Annotated in this window: 21 protein-coding genes and 1 pseudogene; 14 read left to right on the forward strand and 8 right to left on the reverse strand. The window is 44.0% G+C overall.

The window, feature by feature from the left end; all coding sequences use genetic code 11:
- Positions 1-647, reverse strand: a 647-nt coding sequence (locus MHH60_RS24535) for a GNAT family N-acetyltransferase (protein ID WP_341161169.1), incomplete at its 3' end; no start/stop codon positions are given.
- A gap of 194 nt (positions 648-841) precedes the next feature.
- Between MHH60_RS24535 and MHH60_RS24540 the strand changes: the two genes are divergently transcribed.
- Positions 842-2,320, forward strand: a complete 1,479-nt coding sequence (locus MHH60_RS24540) for a potassium/proton antiporter (RefSeq protein ID WP_076137164.1) — start codon at positions 842-844, stop codon at positions 2,318-2,320.
- Between the two features lie 187 nt (positions 2,321-2,507).
- Complete coding sequence (locus MHH60_RS24545; protein ID WP_036676579.1) at positions 2,508-2,963, forward strand: Dps family protein; 456 nt, start codon at positions 2,508-2,510, stop codon at positions 2,961-2,963.
- 94 nt (positions 2,964-3,057) lie between these two features.
- On the opposite strand, the gene MHH60_RS24550 is transcribed toward MHH60_RS24545, so the two are convergent.
- On the reverse strand, positions 3,058-3,762 hold the full coding sequence (locus MHH60_RS24550) for an AIM24 family protein (protein ID WP_076137166.1): 705 nt from the start codon (positions 3,760-3,762) through the stop codon (positions 3,058-3,060).
- A 48-nt stretch (positions 3,763-3,810) separates the two neighbouring features.
- A complete protein-coding gene (locus MHH60_RS24555) occupies positions 3,811-4,278 on the reverse strand; it encodes a hypothetical protein (RefSeq protein ID WP_076137168.1) in 468 nt (155 codons plus the stop codon).
- Positions 4,279-4,503: 225 nt separating this feature from the next.
- Between MHH60_RS24555 and MHH60_RS24560 the strand changes: the two genes are divergently transcribed.
- From MHH60_RS24560 to modB, 6 genes and pseudogenes are all read left to right on the forward strand, one after another.
- Positions 4,504-5,190 carry a M50 family metallopeptidase gene (locus MHH60_RS24560; RefSeq protein WP_076137170.1) on the forward strand — a complete coding sequence of 229 codons (687 nt, stop codon included), beginning with the start codon at positions 4,504-4,506 and terminating at the stop codon, positions 5,188-5,190.
- Positions 5,191-5,380: 190 nt separating this feature from the next.
- On the forward strand, positions 5,381-6,067 hold the full coding sequence (locus MHH60_RS24565) for a hypothetical protein (protein ID WP_076137171.1): 687 nt from the start codon (positions 5,381-5,383) through the stop codon (positions 6,065-6,067).
- 199 nt (positions 6,068-6,266) lie between these two features.
- Positions 6,267-7,232: a helix-turn-helix transcriptional regulator gene (locus MHH60_RS24570; protein WP_076137173.1), complete on the forward strand. Its 966-nt coding sequence runs from the start codon at positions 6,267-6,269 to the stop codon at positions 7,230-7,232.
- A gap of 254 nt (positions 7,233-7,486) precedes the next feature.
- Positions 7,487-7,573: pseudogene (locus tag MHH60_RS24575) on the forward strand (oligopeptide transporter permease oppC); the annotation flags it as partial.
- Positions 7,574-7,776: 203 nt separating this feature from the next.
- Positions 7,777-8,571, forward strand: coding sequence for a molybdate ABC transporter substrate-binding protein (gene modA / locus MHH60_RS24580; protein WP_370511183.1), 795 nt, complete (start codon positions 7,777-7,779; stop codon positions 8,569-8,571).
- Positions 8,572-8,611: 40 nt separating this feature from the next.
- Positions 8,612-9,268 carry a molybdate ABC transporter permease subunit gene (gene modB / locus MHH60_RS24585; RefSeq protein ID WP_172628881.1) on the forward strand — a complete coding sequence of 219 codons (657 nt, stop codon included), beginning with the start codon at positions 8,612-8,614 and terminating at the stop codon, positions 9,266-9,268.
- Positions 9,269-9,658: 390 nt separating this feature from the next.
- Here modB and MHH60_RS24590 read toward each other — a convergent pair whose 3' ends face one another.
- Both MHH60_RS24590 and MHH60_RS24595 read right to left on the reverse strand, forming a co-directional pair.
- Positions 9,659-10,657, reverse strand: a complete 999-nt coding sequence (locus MHH60_RS24590) for a substrate-binding domain-containing protein (protein ID WP_076137176.1) — start codon at positions 10,655-10,657, stop codon at positions 9,659-9,661.
- A gap of 66 nt (positions 10,658-10,723) precedes the next feature.
- Positions 10,724-11,473 carry a polysaccharide deacetylase family protein gene (locus tag MHH60_RS24595; RefSeq protein WP_076129284.1) on the reverse strand — a complete coding sequence of 250 codons (750 nt, stop codon included), beginning with the start codon at positions 11,471-11,473 and terminating at the stop codon, positions 10,724-10,726.
- Between the two features lie 279 nt (positions 11,474-11,752).
- On the opposite strand from MHH60_RS24595, the gene MHH60_RS24600 reads away from it, so the two are divergent.
- On the forward strand, positions 11,753-13,162 hold the full coding sequence (locus MHH60_RS24600; protein ID WP_038568916.1) for a deoxyguanosinetriphosphate triphosphohydrolase family protein: 1,410 nt from the start codon (positions 11,753-11,755) through the stop codon (positions 13,160-13,162).
- Positions 13,163-13,237: 75 nt separating this feature from the next.
- Here the strand turns inward: MHH60_RS24600 and MHH60_RS24605 are convergent, their stop codons facing one another.
- Both MHH60_RS24605 and MHH60_RS24610 read right to left on the reverse strand, forming a co-directional pair.
- Positions 13,238-13,753 carry a GrpB family protein gene (locus MHH60_RS24605; protein ID WP_076137178.1) on the reverse strand — a complete coding sequence of 172 codons (516 nt, stop codon included), beginning with the start codon at positions 13,751-13,753 and terminating at the stop codon, positions 13,238-13,240.
- A gap of 78 nt (positions 13,754-13,831) precedes the next feature.
- Positions 13,832-14,788, reverse strand: coding sequence for a D-2-hydroxyacid dehydrogenase (locus MHH60_RS24610; protein ID WP_076137180.1), 957 nt, complete (start codon positions 14,786-14,788; stop codon positions 13,832-13,834).
- A gap of 89 nt (positions 14,789-14,877) precedes the next feature.
- Between MHH60_RS24610 and thpR the strand changes: the two genes are divergently transcribed.
- The 3 genes from thpR (at position 14,878) to MHH60_RS24625 (ending at position 17,241) form a co-directional block, all read left to right on the forward strand.
- Positions 14,878-15,480 carry an RNA 2',3'-cyclic phosphodiesterase gene (gene thpR / locus MHH60_RS24615; protein ID WP_076137182.1) on the forward strand — a complete coding sequence of 201 codons (603 nt, stop codon included), beginning with the start codon at positions 14,878-14,880 and terminating at the stop codon, positions 15,478-15,480.
- 77 nt (positions 15,481-15,557) lie between these two features.
- Positions 15,558-16,484, forward strand: coding sequence for a cell wall hydrolase (locus MHH60_RS24620; RefSeq protein WP_076137184.1), 927 nt, complete (start codon positions 15,558-15,560; stop codon positions 16,482-16,484).
- Between the two features lie 73 nt (positions 16,485-16,557).
- Complete coding sequence (locus MHH60_RS24625) at positions 16,558-17,241, forward strand: metal-dependent hydrolase (protein WP_076137186.1); 684 nt, start codon at positions 16,558-16,560, stop codon at positions 17,239-17,241.
- Positions 17,242-17,305: 64 nt separating this feature from the next.
- Here MHH60_RS24625 and MHH60_RS24630 read toward each other — a convergent pair whose 3' ends face one another.
- Positions 17,306-18,493 (reverse strand): MGDG synthase family glycosyltransferase, encoded by a 1,188-nt coding sequence (locus tag MHH60_RS24630; RefSeq protein WP_076137188.1) that lies wholly within the window; start codon positions 18,491-18,493, stop codon positions 17,306-17,308.
- Positions 18,494-18,758: 265 nt separating this feature from the next.
- Here MHH60_RS24630 and MHH60_RS24635 point away from each other — a divergent pair, with 265 nt between their 5' ends.
- Together MHH60_RS24635 and MHH60_RS24640 are read left to right on the forward strand one after the other, a co-directional pair.
- Positions 18,759-19,334 (forward strand): TetR/AcrR family transcriptional regulator, encoded by a 576-nt coding sequence (locus MHH60_RS24635; RefSeq protein WP_076129243.1) that lies wholly within the window; start codon positions 18,759-18,761, stop codon positions 19,332-19,334.
- A 212-nt stretch (positions 19,335-19,546) separates the two neighbouring features.
- Entirely contained in the window at positions 19,547-21,901 is a 2,355-nt protein-coding gene (locus MHH60_RS24640; protein WP_076137190.1) for a YhgE/Pip domain-containing protein, read from the forward strand.
- Positions 21,902-21,993 lie beyond the last annotated feature (92 nt).

The following is a 21,993-nucleotide window of genomic DNA, read 5'->3' on the forward strand; positions in this document are numbered from 1 at the left end:
GCGAACCCCTCGATGCTGCCGTCCCGCACGGCTACGAGTGTGCGCTGGGACAAGCCCAGCACACCAGCGTAAGCCTCGGAACCCAGCAGCAGTGCCAGCTCACCCGGACTGTATACCTGTCCGGCTTCGCGTTCATTCAGCAGCCGGTTGACGGCGAAGAAGTCGCCCGGCTGCATGGGCCGCAGCGTCCATTCTTCCCCTGCTGCGGCAGCAAGTGCGTGAGCCGAGCTTGCGTTCAGCTCGGCAAATTGCGTACCGCCGAACGGTACGCAGCCCGCTCGGGTATACAACGAGCGGTCACCCGAGACAAAGATAAGCGATGCGCCGGCATTCGCAGCATGGGTCTGGCATAGCTGTAGAAGCTGACCGGCTAGTCCCTGGCCGCGATAAGCAGGATCTGTGCAAACCGCGCCGATGGAGAACACGTTCAGGAGAGCTTCTCCAGTGCGGATCGTGGAGGGCACTAATCCCATAAAAGCAGCGATGTTACCGTCCTCGGCAACGGCTGCATAAGAGTGAGTGTAACCAGGGCTGAAAATCAGCGGAAACAGCTCTTTCATAGAAGTGTCGCCGGCTTGGCGAAAGATGGAATGGGCTAGAAGAGCAGCTTGCTCCAGCTCCGCAGGTTTAATTAATCTCAATTGCATATACAGTCAGCCTCCTTATATGTAAATACGAGTAGGGTAGAAAGGAATTATTTTAAGTATAAGCTCCAGCGGATGAAATCTTCAATCCTGCTTATATTATTCAATGTCTCAAAAGGAGGTGGATAAGGGTAATAACGTACATAAATAAGGAAGCTTATATTTTAAGCTAGAAGCGAAAGGGAAGTGAATAAACGGTGACCCAACTTGCAGATAATATCATATTATTGCTGGCAGCTCTCTTACTTGTAGGTGTGTTTTCCACCAAATTCTCCACTAAATTTGGAATGCCAGCTCTAGTGCTTTTCCTTGCTGCGGGGATGGTACTGAGTCAATTTATCTTTTTTAACAATGCTTCCTTAACACAAATGGCTGGGATTTTTGCGCTGGTTGTTATCCTGTTCGAAGGTGGGATGCAGACCAGTATTAAGGATATCAAGCCTATTATTCGGCCGGCATTATCCTTATCCACGGTAGGCGTATTGTTAACGACAGCTATCGTTGGGGTGTTCGCTAAGCTGATTCTTGAGGTGTCATGGGCGGAAAGCTTTTTGTTCGGAGCTATTGTGGGTTCGACTGATGCGGCTGCGGTTTTTTCGGTATTAGGCGGTAAGAATATTGACAAACGACTGACCTCGACACTCGAAGCGGAATCAGGCAGCAACGATCCCATGGCGGTGTTTTTGACAGTATCGCTGATCGAATGGATTCAGCATCCGGATATGGCGATATGGGGACTTGTGTTGTCCTTTATATGGGAGATGGCAGTTGGTTTGGTGATAGGGATTGTACTTGGTAAAGTCGCAGTGTATCTTATCAATCGAATAAACCTGGATTCCACCGGGCTTTACCCGGTATTGGCAATTGGATTTGCTGTCCTAACCTACGGCTTATCTGCACTCGTTCATAGCAGCGGCTTGCTGGCTGTCTATGTAATGGGTCTTACTCTTGGCAATTCCGAGCTGATGTATCATCGAACCATTATGAATTTTAGTCATGGCTTTGCTTGGATGATGCAAATATTTATGTTTATATTGCTGGGTCTACTGGTATTTCCACAGGAGCTGGCAGAAGTGGCTTGGCAAGGTATATTGCTGTCCGTCATTCTGATGGTTGTGGCAAGGCCAATAGGCGTGTTTATAAGCTTGCTCTTTTCCAGATTCTCTATTCGTGAAAAAACACTGATTTCCTGGGCCGGCCTGCGCGGAGCCGTTCCAATTGTGCTGGCAACCTATCCGCTGCTAGCTAATCTTCCCCACGGCCGACTGTTCTTCAATGTAGTATTCTTCGTCGTGCTGACCTCAGCAGTGATTCAAGGAACAAGCATTTCACCGCTGGCTTCCCGGTTGAAGCTGGTGGGGCAAGAGGATTCAGCACAGCCATCACTGATGGAGCTGGTCGCCCTTGGCAAGACGGATTCCGAGTTTAACCACATAGGAATTGAACCTTACATGCCCATTGCCGGGCAGAAAATCTCCGATATCGGACTGCCAGATGATATCTTATTTACTGCTATTATCCGGAATAAAAGCATTGTCACCCCCCATGGCAGTACGGTCATTGAGCCAGGGGATACTGTATATGTCTTAAGTCCAAAGAGCAAACGCGATGAGATGAGGGCTTTTTTCCGGAGTCAGAAAGGGAAGACGGCGGAGGAAAATATATCTTTGATTTAAGTCTAGAAAGAGGCCGTTATCCAGAGTGTGACAGAGATAATAGGCGTTATAACAAAAGTTATGCTAGAATCGGCAACATGTAAATCTTCAGAGTGGTTGCAAAAAGCAAAAGGATGTGTTAAATTGTATATAGATTTAGAACGAGTCTAAATACAATATAATAAATTAACCATAGGAGGTTTTATTAATGAGTACACAACTAAAGAGCCAAACTGAACTGCACGCTGCTTTGAACCGCCAGACCGCGAACTGGTTCCTGCTTGGGGTAAAGCTTCATCATTATCACTGGTATGTTAGCGGCTCCCAATTCTTCACGCTGCATGAGAAGTTTGAAGAACTCTACAATGAAGCTGCTGGTTATGCAGATGATTTGGCTGAGCGCCTGCTTGCTATTGGTGGACAACCTGCCTCCTCTATGAAACAATATCTGGAGCTTTCCGATTTACAGGAAGCTCGTGGCGGCGAAGATGCCAAGGGTATGGTAATGGAGCTGGTTAGAGACTTTACAACTGTTTCTAAAGAACTGCAAGCTGCGATTGCTACTGCAGAAGAACTGGCTGATCAACCTACTGCGGATCTGCTGATTGGTATTAGAAGCAGCATTGAGAAACATGCTTGGATGTTGAATGCTTTTATCGCCTAAGACAACATTCTTATAAAGGATAGAACCACAAAGAGCGCCTGCGTGTAGGATACGCATGGCGCTCTTTGTTTTGTTGTTTTACTGCTGAACACAACTATTTAATAAATACACCCCCGAAGGGGACTACCTCGCGTAGAAATCGTTTAACAATTCCATCATCGTTATTATCTCTTTCGAATCGGCGATTCTGGCGTCCTGCCTGAAACAGCACAGGCCCGTGACCTGTCATCTTCCAGTGATAGCTCATATGCTGGCTAGCCAAATGGTTGCCGTAAACGGTGAGCTCCAACTTGGCATTCTCAGGGTAGGCAATAATGCTGCCAGCATCCACATAAAGGGGGTTGGTCGGATGCAGTACAGCTTCACAGACCGTACCTTCTGTCAGTATGCCAATCATGCCATTGCCCGAAAATTTCACCTTTACAATATCCCGTGTAACGAGCACATTCTTCATGCTTAGCACTCGGGTCTCCAGCGAAATACCAATACTGTAGAAGAAAAGATGCTTAAAGTCGTACAGCAAATCGCTTTTACCATCGAGCTTCAGGATTTTTATGCGATAGCCTGGTGGAAGGGCGGCAACGAAATGGCAAGGACCTGCCATATCGGAACGAATCAACTTTCGCTTGCGGTATATGCCCTTTACATCCATAAATCTGTCCGCCCGTCCTGAGGAAGGACCTTGATAAGCGATAATTTGTTGTGGATGGAGTATATGAACCTCTTCCTTCTCCTCAAGGGAGAAGGCTACGGCTTGTCCGCTTCCACTGTCGCTTTCATCTTGGATATCGATGTTCATAGTTCATCTCCCTCATGCTGTGACTGTGATCTTCAAGAATACATAAGACTAACGCAGACGGTCGCCCTTTCGCGAACGGTAAAGCATGCTGAAACGAATAAAACGGATCAGTATAAAATAACCTAGGATTAGTCCAATCCCTGTAAAAATAGTCACTTTGATTTTATGATAATATTCTTCGCGTGCCGTCCGGTCATTTTTTAATTCATCAACCATCTGCGTCAGTTGGCGATTCTGCTCTTGTAGGCTTTCGTTCTGTATCCGGTAAGCTTCCATCTCCTGCGTGGTATTCGCGAGCTTATCCTTTGCCTGCTGAAGCTCTTCAGCAGTTTGCTGAAAACCTTCCTTTAATTCATTCACTTCGTTTGGCAGCTCGGAGAAATTTTTAACTCCATTATAGATATCACTGAATATATTAGCTTTTGCTACAGGAGCTGGCAGGCATACAGTAAGCGTCAGCAAGAACAGGAGCGAATATAACAGCTGTAGATATGTTCGGGATTTATGTTGCTTCATCTATATAATCACCACCCAATTTAGGCTTGTAGTTCTTTTATTTTAACACAGCTTGACAGCTTCTGACAGCGTACGCCATGGGACTGACAATGCTTATAATGAAAGTAATTTTTACCTCCTTAAGGTTTTCGTTTACTCATTATTAAACACGATCAGTCCGTGATTATCTCGATTGAGAAGAGGTACTATTTATCGTATACTTTGGACGAAAGGGGCTGCTGTCGATTGAACAAATGGCTTAAAACAATATTGCTTCTGATCGGATCTGCTTTTTTGACTAGATTGATCCCATTTTCATCTTTGTTTCGGAATTTAGACACGATGATTCATGAATTTGGTCATGCTTTGATGACCTTACTACTGTCGGGCAGTGTGCTGAGGATTGAATTATACGCAGATCATAGCGGTGTAACCTATTCAGCGATTCAAGAAGGGGGCAAGGCAATATTAGTTTCCCTCTCGGGTTATTTGCTAGCCTCCTTATTTGCACTTCTGCTCTTCTATTTATATAGTAAGGGACGCCATGATTGGGGCCTTATCTTAGCTACGGGTGTGGCGTTGATTATGCTCCTGCTATATGTACGAGGAAGCTTTGGCATGATGTGGTTGGGCGGATTTATTGCGCTAAATATTCTAATGCTGGTGGTTTGGAAGAAGGCCAGCAAATATTATTATTTGTTATTGGCCTTTTTAACCTTGGAGGAGTCTGTAATGGGAAGTTTATTTCTGGTATACGCGGCTGCTGTATCACCGTCCCGTGCAGGAGATGCCAGTAATCTGGCAAGAATGACTCCCATACCCGCAATATTTTGGGCCACACTGTTTTTTATATTTTCTCTGTTGTGTGCTAAATGGGCACTGGGACTATTTTTCAAACGAGAGCGAGTGCAGACTAAATTAGGGAGTCGATGAGAAAAAAACATAAAATTTTCGTCATAAAAAGACAAAAGGGGTTGTTTTTACAAGAGTCAGTCTACTAAGCATGTAGAATGACTCTTTTTTTGTCGATAATATAGAACCGAACATACATTCCATGACATGGAGTTGTCCGCCATTATTGGTACATTAATAGAAGACCCAAAAAAAGAAAGAGGTGGAAATAATGATAGAAAGTATTCATCCCGTATTCACATGGAGTCAAAATCGTATTTTTGCAGGCGGCAATCGTAATGTTATTTTGCTTGTTGAATGGAAAGGGAATATACCTGCAGAGCATAGCCGACCCAGCAGTTATAAAGTGGTTGCCCGTGAAATTGAGCTGCGGGTTTGGCTTGAACCCCATGTAACTTTTAAGCGCTCGTATGGGTGTGAGTTTGAAGTCGGTGAAGGCAGATCGCTACTTCTTAAGCTTGGCAAAATAAAAACGGGGCAACGAAAGTTTATTGCTTTGGAATTCAATATCTCTACTACTATTGCAGGTAGATATGAAGCTCTTTCCTTACAGTGGAAATATAAAAAGCCAACCGTAGAGCGTGTTCAAGAACTTCCAGTAAAGGTTCTTGAGCTAGAATACACCCATCATACTCAGGTTCTGAGTGAAAGCTGCTGCTTTCACGTAGAGAAACATTTGGAATTGTTAAAAACAGCTGAAACGATTGAGGAGGCAACCATGTTGCAAAATAAAGGACAACATAGTCAAGCTCATGAAATGCTCTGCCGTCACGCAGATAAATTACTATTACTAGCCGTACGTTCTGGAGATCCTTTACTACTTAAAGAGGCCGAAATGTTGTATAAACAGATTGGATTCGAGTATCAGAAGCGGGGGAAAACTGCTACTGGAAATTGATATAGGACATACAACTAGAAGATGCATATTGACGAAAAAAGACCTATACATAAATTTGTTTTGTCAGCGGGTTCGGCGGAAAATAATCAGAAGAATTGTAATATAAAATGTGGTAACATAGTAAAAAAGTTCTATCACACTATTACTTTTTTTCATAAAATAATGGGTCTATTTAACCATAAATCAAGGGGAACTGAATATGACAGACCGATTAATCCGACTGATGCGCATTATTACACTTGTTCAAGCCAAGCCAGGGATATTAGCCCGTGAATTGGCGGAACGCTGCGGCAACAGCGAGAGAACGATATACCGGGATATGGACGCGCTTAGCGCCATGCATATTCCTATAACCCACCTTGGACATGGAAAAGGCTATGCTTTTATTGGCAATTTTGCACTTTATCCTTTGGATTGGTCGGAAGAAGAGGCGTCTGCGTTTTCGCAACTACGCTATATTATGGAAGATATTAAACCCGTTCTGCCTATCGGTTTTGAAGGCGCTTATGAAAAAGTAGTTGCAGCTGAATACAAGCGAAAGGCGGAACGGGAAGAAACGATAGAACGTGCAAGAAGAGAAGCAGGTACAAGCTGGTTGGAAAGAAGCGGTGCACAGATGGAGCATCAATCTTTTTTAACACCTATTTTGGAGGCTTTATTAAAGCAGAGGAGTATTCAAGCGAATTATTGTGAGAATGCGGTGGAGGAGAAAGAAATAACCATCGATCCTTATTGTTTAGTCCCACTGGAAAATCGTTTTCATCTCATTGGATTTTGCCATCATCAAGGTGTTATTCGTACATATCATATCAACGATTTTTCAAACGTGAAGCCACTAAACCGCTGCTTCTCAAAGGAATCATTTGATTTGCAAGCTTTTATGAAGCAAAAATGGTCACTTGACCGCGATAGTTTGCAGGTAGAGTTTAAAGTGAAATTTTCGGAGCGAATCATGGAAGGGCTTAAGAGAGAGGATCTGCCCTATAAGCCGAATAAAGTAGACCGTCAAGCTCGGTGTTGTTATTTTAAAGTCGCGTTGGAACAAGATATTGCATTTGTCCGCTGGATTAAGAGATTCGAAGAGGATGCAGAAATCATAGAGCCGTTATATTATCGGGAAGTGCTCAGGCAGCAGTTGGAGAAATGGATATCACAATATAAATAAGATGGATTCTCACCTTCAAATGAAATATTCGTTTACATATATTGTTACAAATCAAAAATTATAGAATATTTCTCTTGTTTGGTGAGTCTTTTTATAATATCACCATACATTAAATAACATAATTGCAATTTATAGAGTTATTTTTATCCTCTAATTTGACCGTTGTTCAATTTTATACAGAAGAAAGCTATTCTCTAGATTCATTTGATTTTTTAAAATGAATATCTTAATCCGGGTGAGGTTTCTGGGGGAGTGGATTATCCATTATGTTGACGGTATTGGGTTTTAACTTGATGGGTGATGGTCTGCGTGCTGTGCTTGATCCTCGTATGAAGAATTAACATCGTTGGTGGGTGTCTTTGCAGCCCTATTTAAGGGCGTCAGAGGCATCTTTTTTGTGTGCAAAAAGCCAAAATCATCGTTATATATTGTCTAATTATAACAATATATAACTAAACATATCCAAACACAACTGTAGTTATAGAAAAACGAAAAACTGTATGCTAGAATAGCATCTAAATATATACATACGAAATTGGGAGGAATGGAAATGTTTAAGAAATGGGCACTCTCCGTGATGGGGATATTGGCAATCCTTCTGGTTGTAAATTTATCTGCAGGTTCAGGTGTAGAGGTGCAAGCAGCCACCAAGAAGACCGAAATTATTGTTTCCGCAGCGGCTAGTTTGCAAGACAGCCTGGATAAGATTGCCCTCCTTTATGAAAAGAAACATCCCGATATTGATTTGGTTTTTAATTATGCGGCATCCGGCACTCTGCAAAAGCAGATTGAGCAAGGGGCCCCGGCGGATCTGTTCTTCTCTGCAGGTGATAAACAGATGAATGCACTGGTGGAAGGTGGACTTATCTTCGATCATAAGGTTCTGCTTAAGAATCAATTGGTTGTAGTTGTACCCTCAGATTCAAAGGTCAAATTAACTACGATTACTCAGCTTACGGATAAAGCTTTTAAGAAGGTGGCAGTGGGACAGCCTGAATCTGTGCCGGCGGGTCAATATGCTCAGCAATCGCTGGCAGCGAAAAAGGTATGGGATCCGCTGCAAAGCAAACTCGTATTTGCCAAGGATGTGCGTCAGGTTCTCTCTTATGTAGAAACAGGAAATGCCGATGCTGGTTTTGTCTATAAGACAGATGCGCTTACTTCAAAGAAAACTAAAATCGCTTTGACGGTCGGTCCACATGTACACAAAGCCATAAATTATCCGGCAGGCATCGTGAAGAGCTCGAAGAATCAAAAGGCAGCTAAGGAGTTGTATAGTTACCTTCAGAGCAAGGAAGCTAATGATATCTTTGTAAGTTATGGCTTCCTGCTTCCTTAAATAGAAATTACGAGTAGAAGCGGGTGGAATAAGGTTGGAAATAAATTGGACTGATTTCTTCGCCCCGGTATGGCTTTCCGTAAAAATATCTGTGATTACCAGCATTATTGTATTCATTTTGGCAACAGCTGCTGCGAAGGCTATGGCGGGCCGGAAGTTTCCCGGTCACAGCTTGGTAGAGACTATAATGCTGCTTCCGCTCGTATTGCCGCCGACGGTCGTAGGATTTGTGCTTTTAGTTATTTTAGGCCGACGAAGCTGGATCGGCAGATGGTATGAACAGATGACGGAGCAGACGATCCTGTTCACATGGGGGGCAGCTGTTATCGCCGCTGTAGTCGTAGCTTTTCCACTCGTATATCGCACAGTGAAGGCGGGTTTCGAAGGGATAGAAGCAGATCTTGAAGATGCGGCGCGGGCACAAGGGGCAAGTGAACTGCAGGTACTGCGTTATGTCACGCTGCCGCTTGCGGGCCGGTCGCTGGCAGCCGGTTATGTTCTTGGTTTTGCCCGCGGTCTTGGGGAGTTTGGCGCTACCATCATGGTAGCTGGCAATATTCCGGGCCGCACGCAAACCTTACCCACAGCGATCTATGTTGCGGTAGATGGAGGCAATATGACCCTCGCATGGATGTGGGTATGTTCAATTATTGTTATTTCAGCCGCTATGCTGATGTTTGTGAATCGGCGTTCTTAAAAAAACACCAGACAGCGATTCTCCGGTTATGGGAGAGTTGCTGCCTGGTGTTTTTGGTTTGCGGCGGCGGTTTGAGCAGATGCTGAGCGAGTGGAAACCCGGCGACTTTGATGTCAGCTTTTAGATTAGCTTTTAGCACTGCGAAATTTTGATGGAATCTGTGAATTAACTGCATTCTATACAGTTATTCGGTCTGCATAAGGGATCGTTCTAGCTTTAATTGTATTCTATACAACTAAAACGCGAAAATCACCTATGTGGTAGTAAATCAAGAGAAATAGGTGTACCAAATACAGTTATATCTAATTTGCTAGTTGTTCGAAGAAATATAGTTGTACGAAATACAGCTAAACGCTTCTGCATATTGCTTCCTTCTTCTGTCTGCGACCATTAAGTCTCATAAATAATCGTCCCAGTTTCCGTGAGATCATATCCGTGAATGGATCCAAGCTCATTCTGGAAGGCTGGTGAACGCAAAATATCAATCACGGCAGCGATCCATTGCTCATGCTCCGGTTTTTTTATCATCACCAGGTCGTAGCACTCCTGAATCATAGGAATAAAATCAACGCCGTTGACAATCTTGGCGGCTTTCTCGGTGCCGATAGCTACATCAGCTTCTCCCCGGGCCACTTTACCGGCAACTGCCAAATGACTGTTCTCCTCGTTCTTATAGCCTGTTAGGCTGGCTGCTGGAATGCCATGCAATCGAAGCTCTTCATCCAATAATACGCGTGCACCTGAGCCTCGTTCTCTATTGATCAGCGTGAGTCCATTCCGTTCTAAGTGAGACCATTCCTGAATACCTTTAGGGTTCCCTTTTTGTACATAAAAACCAGCACTTCGGGTTAGCAGGCGAACTACAACATAAGAGCATCCGACGAGTATTTTACGGATATAGGGTAGGTTGTATTCTCCAGTATCCCCGTCGAGCAGATGTGTGCTGACAATGTCCGATTCCCCTTTATACATGGCTATCAGGCTGTCTAGACTCCCGGCATAAGAACGAAGAGGACGTTCAGTAGGCAGAGCCCGTTCTAAATAGGTAGCTAGAATATCTAGTGACATATCCTGACCTGTAATCACCAAGCTGTGTCCTACAGCTTTAAGGTGAGGAGATTGTGCTGGCATTTGAGCTGGATTTGTACCGGAAAAGGCTAAGGGTATTGCTGGTGGAGTTTGGCCCATTATAGTAGTAAGGTTAGCGGTAGACGCCCCACTCCGTGTATTTTGTTTGTAGGCTTCCAAATCGGATTGATCCACGCGCATTTGTTTTCCTACACGGTAGGAGGGGAGCTCCCCTTTTTTAATTAGATCATATACTTTTAATTTTGATATTTTTAATAAGCGGGCAATTTCCTCTGTCGTATAGGATGTATTATCGGACATGACAAAAGCCTCCAGAACTTCATATTAGGACAAGACTACCCTATTTTGAAGCCCTGTGCAATTAGCCTATTGTTGTTTCCCAGCTTGCTGTGTACTGGATAATTTAATCAACTCAGAGACAGTTACAAATCGAAAGCCTTTCTTTTCTAATTCCGGCAAAATAATTTTAAGCGCTTCTCTAGTTTGTGACTGCCCGTGCACATGATCATGAAACAGAACGATGTCCCCATTACGCGCATTTCGAATGACCTTGTTCGAAATACTGTATACGCCTGGGCGATTCCAGTCACGTGTATCTTGATGCCAGGACCATAATATTGGCTTCAAGCCCATATTGTTAGACAGATCTACTAAGGTCTCGTCATACATGCCGCCTGGAGGTCTGAACAGTGAGCTATGTTTACCGGAGACTTTTATAATCTCTTCTTCGGTTAATTTTAGCTCCTGCTCAAATTGCGCTTCATTAATAGGTCTTTTAAAATAAACGTGATTGTAGGTATGGTTAGCTAATTCATGCCCCTCAGCAATAACTCGTTTCGCTACCTCTGGATAGGCTGCAATTCTTTTTCCTATCGCAAAAAAGGTGCATTTCGCATGGTATTGATTCAATACCTTTAAGATTTGATCGGTTTCAGTAGGGTCAGGACCGTCATCGAACGTCAATGCAATCACTTTTTGGTTAGTATGTACTTCCCAAATCATGTCTCCTCTTTTTTCGTAGTAGTCGCGGTTTTTGCTTGGACTGCCTAGAGCAGAGTTCGTGAAGCATAAAAAGAGTGTAAGGGTGATCATCATAATTTTGCTGCGAGTTTTCATCATTTCACCTGTTTTTTTTATTTTAGAGTGCTCCTTTTGGGGGTAGGTATATTCATAGTTTAAGTTTTGTATAGACAACCAGTCTTTTTTCATGCTCTTTCTTCTTTCTACTATACCTTCATGTAAAGGTTATGAGATTCATTTTGGCTTCTGATGATTACATAGTTATCGACATGCCCGTTTATAATTAAATTAGCTTTTGTATTTTGATGTGAAAATAGTTATGAAAATGCCTTATAATGAAGTACTATATACAGACATTTGGTTAGGGGTGGGAATATGACACTTATTGAAAAAAGAGAACACCGGCAATATCCGGAGATTACCCGCCTTGAAACGTCGAGAGCTGCTTATGAGCGTGATTATTCACGTCTGATTCATTCGCCTACTTTTCGTAGGCTACAAGGTAAATCACAAGTATTCGGAGCAGGGACGGGTGATTATTACCGTACGCGTCTGACTCACTCACTTGAAGTTGCGCAGATTGCCCGTGAGGCGGCGAAAAGTCTGCTGCGATCGTATCCAGAAGTGGAAACCACTAAGGCGGAGAATCCGGGTCTTGTTATTGATCCAGAGGTAGTGGAATGCGCAGCTATCGCTCATGATTTTGGCCATCCTCCCTTTGGACATAAAGGGGAAGAAGTGCTGGATAATATTTTGGAACAGCTTATTGAAAAGAAAACTAACGAAGCTGCGCTGCAATCAGGCGCAACGGGTGTGGATCGGCTGCTGATCCATGAGCAGATGAAGCAACGTTATGAGCATTTCGAAGGAAATGCCCACAATTATCGGCTGATTATGTTTCTGGAGAAGCGTGAAAATATTGATGGCCTAAATCTGTCGGATGCTGTGCTGCTAGGCATAAATAAATATCCTTTTCCCGGCACCTCGCTGAAGAAGGGGATGTACCTGCACGAATGGGGATATATTTCGGAGATCCGCAAAGAATGGGGAATACCAGCAGGTAAGAAAACGTTGGAGGCTCAGCTTATGGACCTTTGTGACGATATCGCTTATTCTGCACATGATCTGGAGGATGGGATTAAAGCCGGAAAGATTGAAGTGCATGAACACTTTATGCATGATTCTTATATCCAGCGGTTAATCGTGGAGAAAATCACCACGCTCGAGGATTTCTTCTGGAAGGGCTGGGAAGAGGAAGGCATTCGCGCGAAGGTTGAGGAAGTGCTCAGTTCATTTCTTCGGGTTTGGAAGGAAAAAATGCCAACCTGTGAAAACGACTATTCCCGCACTCGACGTGAAGTTAAGGCTTATTGGGTAAGTACCTTTGTCGCAAGCTTGGGAGTGATCCAAGATGGAGACTGGAAGAAGGTCACCTTTATAAAGGAAGGAAAAGAAGATGAAGATATGCTGCGGACCGTCAGTGTGCTGAAAAGCTTCGCATGGGTCACGATGATCCGTGATTTGCGTGTGCAGCGGCTGCAGAAACGTAGTGAGTGGATTTTGCGCCGTCTATGGGGAGCATTTCTGGATCCACAGACCTCTAAAGCCATTATTCCATCGGATTGGCTGCAACGCTTTGAGAAAGATCAGAAGCAGGCAAAGCCGATTTGGACTTGGGAGCATATGGTGATTGATTATATCGCAGGGATGACTGATGCTTTTGCAGAGAAAATATATAATGAGCTGTACGGACTGAAAGTCGGCTCGATTTATGATTTGGATTAGAGGCTCTTAGACAAGTAGTCCCTGCTGTTCATTTAGGATGATCTAAATGAACAGCAGGGGCTATTTTTATAAGGATTATTGATTTAAATACCACTCATATGCCCTTTTTTCAAGATTAACTACAAATTCTTCTTTCCCGTCTATATAAGCTCCAATATCCTCTGGGAATTGTTTGGCAAGAGTATATTTTAAATCTCCGTACTGTTTAACCGCCTCCGGATGTGATCGGAGGTAGTCTCTTACAGCCAGATGACGACCGATATCTATCTTATTATCCATTTGGAAGACATGAACATGATGGGTTCTGCTATTTCCGCCTTTTCTGAAATATCTTCTGCCACTGATACCGAACTCACCCATACATTCATAACCAAGTGCTGTCATTTGCTGGTTGAACTCATCTACAGCTGCGATATTTCGTACTACAGGCATTATATCTATGATTGGTTTCGCTTTGAGTCCGGAAACAGAAGTGCTGCCAATATGGTGAATATCAACAAGGGCATCAGCAAAGATATCTTTAATCTTCTGAGCTTCTTCGTTGAACAGTAGACCCCATTGTTCGTTAAATTCTGTGACCGTGACCTTCATTGCACTAACCCTCTCTTTATGGATAACTTTGGATTTTCTTATTATAGAACAGATGTTCCTGTTTTGTAAAGCTTATTATTAATATTGCCGGTCATAATCAACAAGATTTAGAGAAGGCGTGCCTGATGATAAGTAAGACTTCACATTTTCGGTAAAAATATTAACGATCCGGTCAGCGTATTGATCTGTAATTCCAGCGGAGTGTGGAGTGATGATAACCTGCTCCATAGACCAAAGCGGATGATCCTGCGGAAGAGGTTCGGTCTCAAAAACATCCAACCCAGCGCCACGGAGTTGTCCGCGATTCAAGGCATCGATCAGCGCCTCTGTATCGGTAGTTGCGCCCCGGCCAATGTTAATGTAATAGGAGCCTTCTTTAAACGCGGAGAAGCTGGTGGCATTAAATAAATGCTTGGTCTCATCGGTAATAGGAAGGGTATTGATGATGAAATCGCCTTGACTTACAGCTTCGGATAAACGATCTGTTGTATAGATTTGATCAAAGTCTGCAACTGGCTTACCGGAACGGCTGACACCGATAGTCTTCATCCGGAAGGCTTTAGCAATTCTGGCGGTTTCACTGCCGATCGCTCCAGTTCCAGCTATTACAGCTGTTTTACCGAACAGCTCGCTTTCACTGCCATCAGATTTCCAAATACGGTTCTGCTGATTACGTACAGCCGTATGCAAATTACGGGTGAAGAGAAGCATAAACCCGAAGATTACCGCAGAAATAGGTTCGGCATGAACTCCGCTCCCACTGGTGAGCAGGATTCCTTGTTCTTTAAGACGATCGAGAGGAAGCTTCTCAATACCAGCAGACCAGGACTGAACCCAGCGAAGGGAGGACTCGGGGCGAAGGAGTGTATCCGAAATACCTTTTGCCCAGCCAATTACAATTTCTGCTTCTGCAAGCAGCTGCAAATCCGGATTTTTTGCGTCTCCTTGTGTAAATGTATAGCCTGGGGCAGCGGCTTTGATCCTTTCCTGCTGCTGAGATGTAAGTGGTTGTAGACATACTATAGACTTAGTCATGATGTATTCCTCCTACTTTGTGGTTTAATGGATATGGATCATGTTATAGGTTAAGAATACCAAATCTATTGGAGAAGGTGAAATTGACCATGGATGCTAAACCATCAGAGAACGAATCAGAACGGCTTTTTCTTGCTGTAAAATTACCTTCTGAGCTGCAAGAAATAGTGGCACAGGCATGTTCAAAGCTATCTGAAAATTTTGATTTTGCTAAATGGACAAATCCGCAAGATTATCATATTACCCTGCAATTTTTAGGAGATACCCCAAAGTCCAAAATTCCAGATTTAGTAAAATTCTTGAGGCAGACTGCGGGTCAAGGCAGACCCTTCAATCTGTCTTTGGACAAATGGGACACATTTGGTCTTCCAGCTTCCCCAAGAGTCCTGTGGATAGGGGTTTCCGGCGAAATAGAGGCATTAAATCAATTAGCTGCCAGAGTGCATTCAGCGACGTTTCCATTAGGTTTTTCAGGCGAATCCAGGGCCTATAAACCGCATCTTACCGTGGCTCGAAAGTACCGGGGAAAAAATTCATATGATGATAAATTGCTGGAAAACTTACTGAAATTGGATGAAGATTGGAACCTAAAAAACTATCAGAGAGACTGGACGATTGATAGTTTTGTGTTGTATGCTACCAGAATGTATGCCATTCCTATGTATGAAATTATTGAAAAGTTTACAGTTTAAAATCGATAATAAAGTTTTCAAAGCTTCCGTTTTCGGTTACATACAATAGGAATGTGCCGTGAAATAGGAGGAATATCATGTTAATTTTTAAACAAAACCGCTATATTGCGTTGCTCGTTGGCGTTATACTAGTGTGTTTCTCTGCCATAAGCTTATTGCAACCCGAACAAGTTGCGGAAGGGAAGATGGACAGGGTGCAGATGGATAAGTTGCAATCCACCAGCCGTGCATCCGTACTTTCTCTTTTGCAAGATGAATCGAAGTCTAGTATAACGAGTAGCATTACGAGGGGCATTACTGAAGTTACACAAGCCAATAAGCTTAATAACACATTCAGTCTTTTAAGTTCCGCTTGGAAACCGGCGAAGGGTGTGGAATGGCTTAGTGTAAAAAAATTAAAACAAAAAAACACAAAAAACACATCGAACGTTTCCATTATTCGGGTGAAGGCTGATGTAGTACAATCCAAGCCAGCTGCGCAAAAAGCGTCGCAATTGGCGGAAACAGCAACAAAGAGTAGTCAGGCGACAGCGAAGACAGTCTCGGCTTCTCAGAAACATCCCCTCACAACATTGTACTTCTCTCGGACAGAGCTATTAAGCCAGGAGCAGCAAAGTAAAGCAACCCGGCGCTACGCTGTATCCGAAGAAGAACTGCTTCTGCTACAAAAAATTGTAATGGCAGAGGCGGAAGGTGAACCGTACAAGGGCAAGGTGGCAGTTGCCAACGTTGTTCTGAATAGGCTGCGGTCAGCCAATTTCCCCGACACGATATATAAGGTTATTTATCAGAAGAGCCAGTTCAGCCCTGTAGCTAACGGGCGTCTTAACCGTGTGAAGCCTAACGATGATAGTATTAAAGCGGTGAATGCTGCACTCTCCGGAGTAAAGGAAGTTCCCGATAATACTTACTTTTTCTTGTCGCTAAAACTTGCACAGGATCTGACCGTACATCATACACAGACTTATGTTAAAACCATTGGCAATCATACTTTTTATAAATAAATTTGGTGGATCTGTGAACCTCAGCGCTATATAGGGTAAACTAAACTATATGAATCTGGAGGTGAAGATAACCATGAAAATCACTTATTATGGACATTCAGCTCTGCTGGTAGAGACGGGGAACGTGAAGGTTATTATTGACCCCTTTTTGTCAGGCAATCCGAACTCCGGTATTTCACCTGCCGAGATTTCCGTTGATGCCGTTCTGCTTACTCACGGCCACTCTGATCATTTAGGAGATGCTGTCGAAATTGCCAAGCAGAATGATTGTCCGATCTTTGCGGTGTTTGAGCTTGCCGAATATTGCCGGATGAAGGGTGCTCAGGTAAAGCACATGAATATAGGTGGTAGTCATACCTATGCCGGGATGACTGTGAAATTTACGCAGGCATTTCATTCCTCATCCATTCAGGAAGGCGACTCTTGGATTTATGCTGGACAACCCGCGGGGATTTTGTTAACGATTGAGGGCAAGACGATTTTCCATGCGGGGGATACCGCGCTATTCAGTGATCTGCGCCTCATTGGAGAAAGGAATGCGATTGCCTTGGCAGCTCTGCCTATAGGCGATATGCTTACCATGGGACCGGATGACGCCTTGCTGGCTGCACGCTGGCTGCGGGCGGATAAGGTGATCCCGCTACATTACAATACATTTCCGGATATTGCCCAGGATGGTGCTGATTTCTGCGATCGCCTGCACCAAGAGGGAGTGGAAGGTTTCCCGCTTAAAGCTGGTGAGAGTGTAGAAATTTAAAGCAATCCGATTTATATTAAAAAAAGCAGGTAGCCGGGGAATTCCCTGACTACCTGCTTATTCTTTAAGGTGTAATACATACAGGTTCTTCATTACGTGCTGGCGCTCTAGAGCCTCTGATTTCAGTTGCCTCGCTTACGGGATTACCTAACATCTTCAGAACAGTAGTCGCACAGCTTTGCGGTTGATGTTTATCTGGAGCGAGACGTCGTCTGCGTTGCTCTTCCAGAACTGAATATTCACGCAGCATCATAGTGAACCATTTGTTCACTACTTCCGAGTCGAGCACCTCTGCCAGCCCAAGCTCTACGAAATATTGGCAGTTTTTCTCTTCCTGACCTGGAATGGCTTTATAGAAAAGCATTGGAATTCCCTTGGCCTGACCTTCTGTGCAGGTCATCCCTCCAGGCTTCGTGATCAGCAGGTCTGAGGCATCCATCAATTTATTGATTTCACTGCTATATCCCAGAATTTTAACATTGGGATGATTGAGCAGCGGATTGGACTTCATTTTGGCGATTAGCTTCTCATTGCTGCCCATACAGAAGACGAGCTGAATCTCATCCATTCTGGCGGTGAGGGAATGCATAATCTCTTTGCCGAACATCAGCCCCCAACCTCCACCCATAATGAGTACGGTTGGTATATCAGCCAATCCCAGTTCCTTGCGCAGCAGCGTCTTGTTGGAGCGTTCCCAGAACTTTGGGTGCACTGGGATGCCGGTGACGGTTACTAGCTCTGGAGCGATCCCACGGCCCGTCAGAATGGATTTGACGCGTGGGGTAGATACGAGATAACGATTGACCTCGGAATTTACCCAGCTCCCATGTGCATCATAATCTGTAATTAATGTATACAGAGGCACATTTAATCCACGACGCTTTAGTCTGGAAATGACCGCAGCCGGAATGGGATGAGTGCAGATAATCAAATCAGGCTTTAGCTGTTCGATCACCTGTGAAGCATGTGTATAAAAAATCCGGTGAAGCGCCATTTTAGTCAACGGGTTCAATGATTTATGATATTGTGTCTTATACATCATGCCGACCAGCTTAGGCTGGCTGCTAACTGTTTTGCGGTAAGCGGAAAGAATCCAAGGGGCGACCGTCGGGTTAAGAAATTTCCCCAGCTCGATGACTCGGCACTGGACATCCGGATTCAGCAGCTTTATTCCTTCGGCCAGAGCATAGGCTGCTCCTGTGTGGCCCGTACCGAAGCCTTCCGAAAACAGCAGTACTCTTTTCTTTCGCATAAGTTCACCTGCTACTTTCCTTTTCTATAGAAATGCTTTCCTTCTTCTAATTATACTAGGAAATCTATACTATACTCACATTATACAAGTAAGACGTAAATAGAAAGTTAAAACCCTGCAATAAATAAAAAAATAAAAGGTTCGCCCAAAGTATTGCAAACTAGAAAACAACATGATAAAGTAGTGAATGACCAAATGACCGGATTAGTAAAGTGGTCAGAAGTCAGCGGGAACGATATTTTCTGGAGAAAGGAAGTGTGCACAGGTGGCAGTGGTGGATCGAAGACAGCAGGTGCTTCAGGCCGCAGCAAAATCTTTTTCATTATTTGGCTATAAGGCAACTACAATGGATCAGGTTGCTAAGATTGCAAATGTCGGTAAGGGAACCATCTACACCTTTTTTACAAACAAAGAACAATTGTTTGACGAGATCCTGCGCGATATGATGATGGAAATGAAGACGATAGCTGAACGGGAGATCAGGCGAGACAGACCTTTCTTTGATAACTTGCATCGTGTGCTGGATGCCCTGCTTGAGTTTCGAAGTGAGCAGGAGCTATTCATAAAACTTTCCCAGGAGAATCGCGAATTCGGTACGCCGCAGGCTGGAGAAGGACTCGAGAAGATCGAGAACGTAGTTTTAGAATATTTAGAACGGGAGGTGCAACAAGCGCTCCAACAGGGAGAAATCAAACCTTGCGATCCCAAAATCGTTTCGGTAGTCATGTTCAGATTATATATTGTATTGACTGCTGAACTGAATAAAACACATACTCCCTTGGACAAGGAACAGATCAAGATGTATTTTCATTTGTTTCTCGCCGAAGGATTGGCACAGTAAGGGTTGATTCAGGATAGGGATGGCGTTCTCAGCATCACTCGATTCGCTTTCCCTTAACAATTCCCATGATGATTAGGCATTGAAGAAGAGCCGCAAGGCATTTTTTTATACCCTGAATTGACCGAATGGGGAAAACAGTCATTTAGTGTTACGTAATATTTCGCAAACAAAGCATTTTAAAGAGAGCATAAGCTCATAAGGAGAGAACCAGAATGAAATCATTATCCGTATTTACCAAGGATCTTGGCGCAGCCCTTAGAAATCCGAAGGTGCTGATTCCAATGATTGCTATCCTATTTATTCCGGTGATGTACAGCGGATTCTTCCTGAAGGCATTCTGGGATCCGTATGGCAAGATGAATGAACTTCCGGTTGCTGTGGTCAACCAGGATGTCGGCGCTAATTATGAAGGCAAGCAACTACAAGCCGGTAATGATCTTATAGAAGAGTTGAAGGTAACCGACGGCTTCCAGTGGAACTTCGTTTCCCTTGAAGAAGCGGAAGCAGGAATGAAGGACAATACTTATTATATGTCGATCATTGTTCCGGAAGACTTTTCTGCTAAAGCTACTACTCTTATGGATGATGAACCACAGCCGGCAAAAATTATTTATGAGCCAAATGAAGGTTATAACTTCTTGGCAGGTCAGATCGGTGGTACGGCTGTAGCAGAAATTAAAAATAAAGTATCTGCTAAAGTAACAGAAGCTTATGTTGAGTCTGTATTCAATCAGATTACAGAAGTATCTGATGGATTGGGCGAAGCCGGAGATGGTGCTTCCAAGATCGCTGATGGCGCTGGTAAGCTAGATGACGGAGCCTTGAAGCTGAAAGATAATCTTCTTGTACTGACAGATGGTACAGGTAAACTTCAAAATGGTGTAGAACCCCTTACACAAGGCGTGACTGATTTGAATGCAGGTGCTACAGCACTTAAAACAGGATCAACCACGTTGGCAAGCGGATTGCAACAACTGTCTACTGCACATACGCAACTTCAAGACGGTGTTGCACAAAGTTCTGCCGGCAGTAAACAGCTTAGTGACGGCTTGAAACAAGCTGTAACAGGTGCTACACAGCTTCAGGCGGGAACACAGTCTGCTGTGGATGGTACTTCTAAACTACAAGCAGGAACACAATCTTTAGTTGATGGCAGCGCGAAGCTGGAAGCGGGCTTAACTTCTTCCGTAGATGGCAGCGCAAAACTGGAAGCAGGTTTGCAAGCTTCCGCCGCAGGCAGCACGAAGGTAACTGAGGGTGCTAAAGCGGTAGCTCAAGGATTGCAGCAATTGGCACAGGCTAGTCCTGAGCTGGCACAAAATCCAGCGGTACAGAAGCTGCTGGCAGCTAGTGCAGCTGTGGCACAAGGCAGTGAGCAACTGCAACAAAGCCAAGAGCAGCTGGCACAGGGTGCAACTGCACTCCACAGTGGGCAAGAGCAACTGGCACAAGGTGCAACTCAACTGCACTCGGGTTCACAGCAGGTAGCTGCTGGTGTAACTCAGTTGCATGATGGAGCAAAGCAATTAAACGCTGGTAGCACACAGCTGTTGACAGGCCAACAAAAACTGGCACAAGGCGCATCTGCACTTGTAACTGGTGGCGACAAGCTGAATGCAGGAATGCAACAATTTGGTGCGAAGCTTAAAGAAGCTGCAGCTGGAGGCAGCAAGCTGGCTGAAGGCGGTAAAGCACTTGGTGATGGTACCTCAAAACTGCTTAGCGGTGTAGGCGAACTAGGTTCCGGTATCAGTGCTGTAGCAGATGGTTCGAAAAAACTGGCTGATGGCGCAGGCGAGCTGAAAGATGGTATGGATGATCTGAAATCTGGATCAACAGAACTGGCAACTAAGCTTGGCGATGCTGCTGAAAAAACAGGCAGTGTGAACAAAACAGATGCAATGATGGAAATGTTCGCACAACCAGTTGTGGTTGAGGATAAAGTTGTGAATCATGTTCCGAACTATGGTACAGGTTTTGCTCCTTACTTCCTATCCCTTGGATTGTTTGTAGGTGCTTTGATTTCAACAATTGTTATTCCAATGCGTGATTCGGCTGTCCTTGGTGCTAGCCGTATGAACCGTTTCATCAGCCGTACGCTTACCTTCACAATCATGAGCTTTATCCAGTCTATGCTGGCTGCTGTGGTTGTATTGTACGGACTTGGACTGGAAGTACAAAGTAAACCGCTATTCTTCGTATTTACATTCTTAACCAGCTTAGTTTACACATGGGTAGTTCAAGCGATTGTTACTTGGATGGATCAACCGGGACGTTTCGTTGTTATCGTTATTCTTATCTTCCAATTAACAACTAGTGCCGGAACATTCCCACTTGAATTGATCCCTGACTGGATGAAATTCTTTAATCCACTGCTTCCAATGACTTACACAGTTAGTGGTCTCAAAGCAGTAATTTCTACAGGTGACTTCAGTGCAATGTGGGGAGATGTAGGTATCCTGGCAATCTTTGGTCTTGGATTCCTTGCTCTTACCTTCGCTTACTTCATGACTCGTAGCCGTGAGAATGAAGTTGGAGTGAATAGTGAACAAGTTTTGACTGTATAAACTGATAAATTTTTTGAAAAAACAGTATAAAAAAGCGTCTCCTCCGGGAGACGCTTTTTTTGATTTAAAATCATAAAAACCCTTTTTCTTGC

Origin of the sequence: Paenibacillus sp. FSL H7-0716 (assembly GCF_038002705.1) — a bacterium.
Lineage (GTDB): Bacteria > Bacillota > Bacilli > Paenibacillales > Paenibacillaceae > Paenibacillus_AQ > Paenibacillus_AQ odorifer.

Excerpts from the sequence above, each read along its gene's own strand:
- MHH60_RS24550 (WP_076137166.1), bottom strand. The coding sequence starts at position 3,762 with ATGAACATCGATATCCAAGATGAAAGCGACAGTGGAAGCGGACAAGCC.
- MHH60_RS24640 (WP_076137190.1), top strand. The coding sequence starts at position 19,547 with ATGAAATCATTATCCGTATTTACCAAGGATCTTGGCGCAGCCCTTAGA.
- thpR (WP_076137182.1), top strand. The coding sequence starts at position 14,878 with ATGGATGCTAAACCATCAGAGAACGAATCAGAACGGCTTTTTCTTGCT.
- MHH60_RS24600 (WP_038568916.1), top strand. The coding sequence starts at position 11,753 with ATGACACTTATTGAAAAAAGAGAACACCGGCAATATCCGGAGATTACC.
- MHH60_RS24630 (WP_076137188.1), bottom strand. The coding sequence starts at position 18,493 with ATGCGAAAGAAAAGAGTACTGCTGTTTTCGGAAGGCTTCGGTACGGGC.
- MHH60_RS24545 (WP_036676579.1), top strand. The coding sequence starts at position 2,508 with ATGAGTACACAACTAAAGAGCCAAACTGAACTGCACGCTGCTTTGAAC.
- MHH60_RS24565 (WP_076137171.1), top strand. The coding sequence starts at position 5,381 with ATGATAGAAAGTATTCATCCCGTATTCACATGGAGTCAAAATCGTATT.
- MHH60_RS24590 (WP_076137176.1), bottom strand. The coding sequence starts at position 10,657 with ATGTCCGATAATACATCCTATACGACAGAGGAAATTGCCCGCTTATTA.
- MHH60_RS24620 (WP_076137184.1), top strand. The coding sequence starts at position 15,558 with ATGTTAATTTTTAAACAAAACCGCTATATTGCGTTGCTCGTTGGCGTT.
- modA (WP_370511183.1), top strand. The coding sequence starts at position 7,777 with ATGGAAATGTTTAAGAAATGGGCACTCTCCGTGATGGGGATATTGGCA.
- MHH60_RS24595 (WP_076129284.1), bottom strand. The coding sequence starts at position 11,473 with ATGAAAACTCGCAGCAAAATTATGATGATCACCCTTACACTCTTTTTA.
- MHH60_RS24555 (WP_076137168.1), bottom strand. The coding sequence starts at position 4,278 with ATGAAGCAACATAAATCCCGAACATATCTACAGCTGTTATATTCGCTC.
- MHH60_RS24610 (WP_076137180.1), bottom strand. The coding sequence starts at position 14,788 with ATGACTAAGTCTATAGTATGTCTACAACCACTTACATCTCAGCAGCAG.
- MHH60_RS24570 (WP_076137173.1), top strand. The coding sequence starts at position 6,267 with ATGACAGACCGATTAATCCGACTGATGCGCATTATTACACTTGTTCAA.
- MHH60_RS24605 (WP_076137178.1), bottom strand. The coding sequence starts at position 13,753 with ATGAAGGTCACGGTCACAGAATTTAACGAACAATGGGGTCTACTGTTC.
- MHH60_RS24625 (WP_076137186.1), top strand. The coding sequence starts at position 16,558 with ATGAAAATCACTTATTATGGACATTCAGCTCTGCTGGTAGAGACGGGG.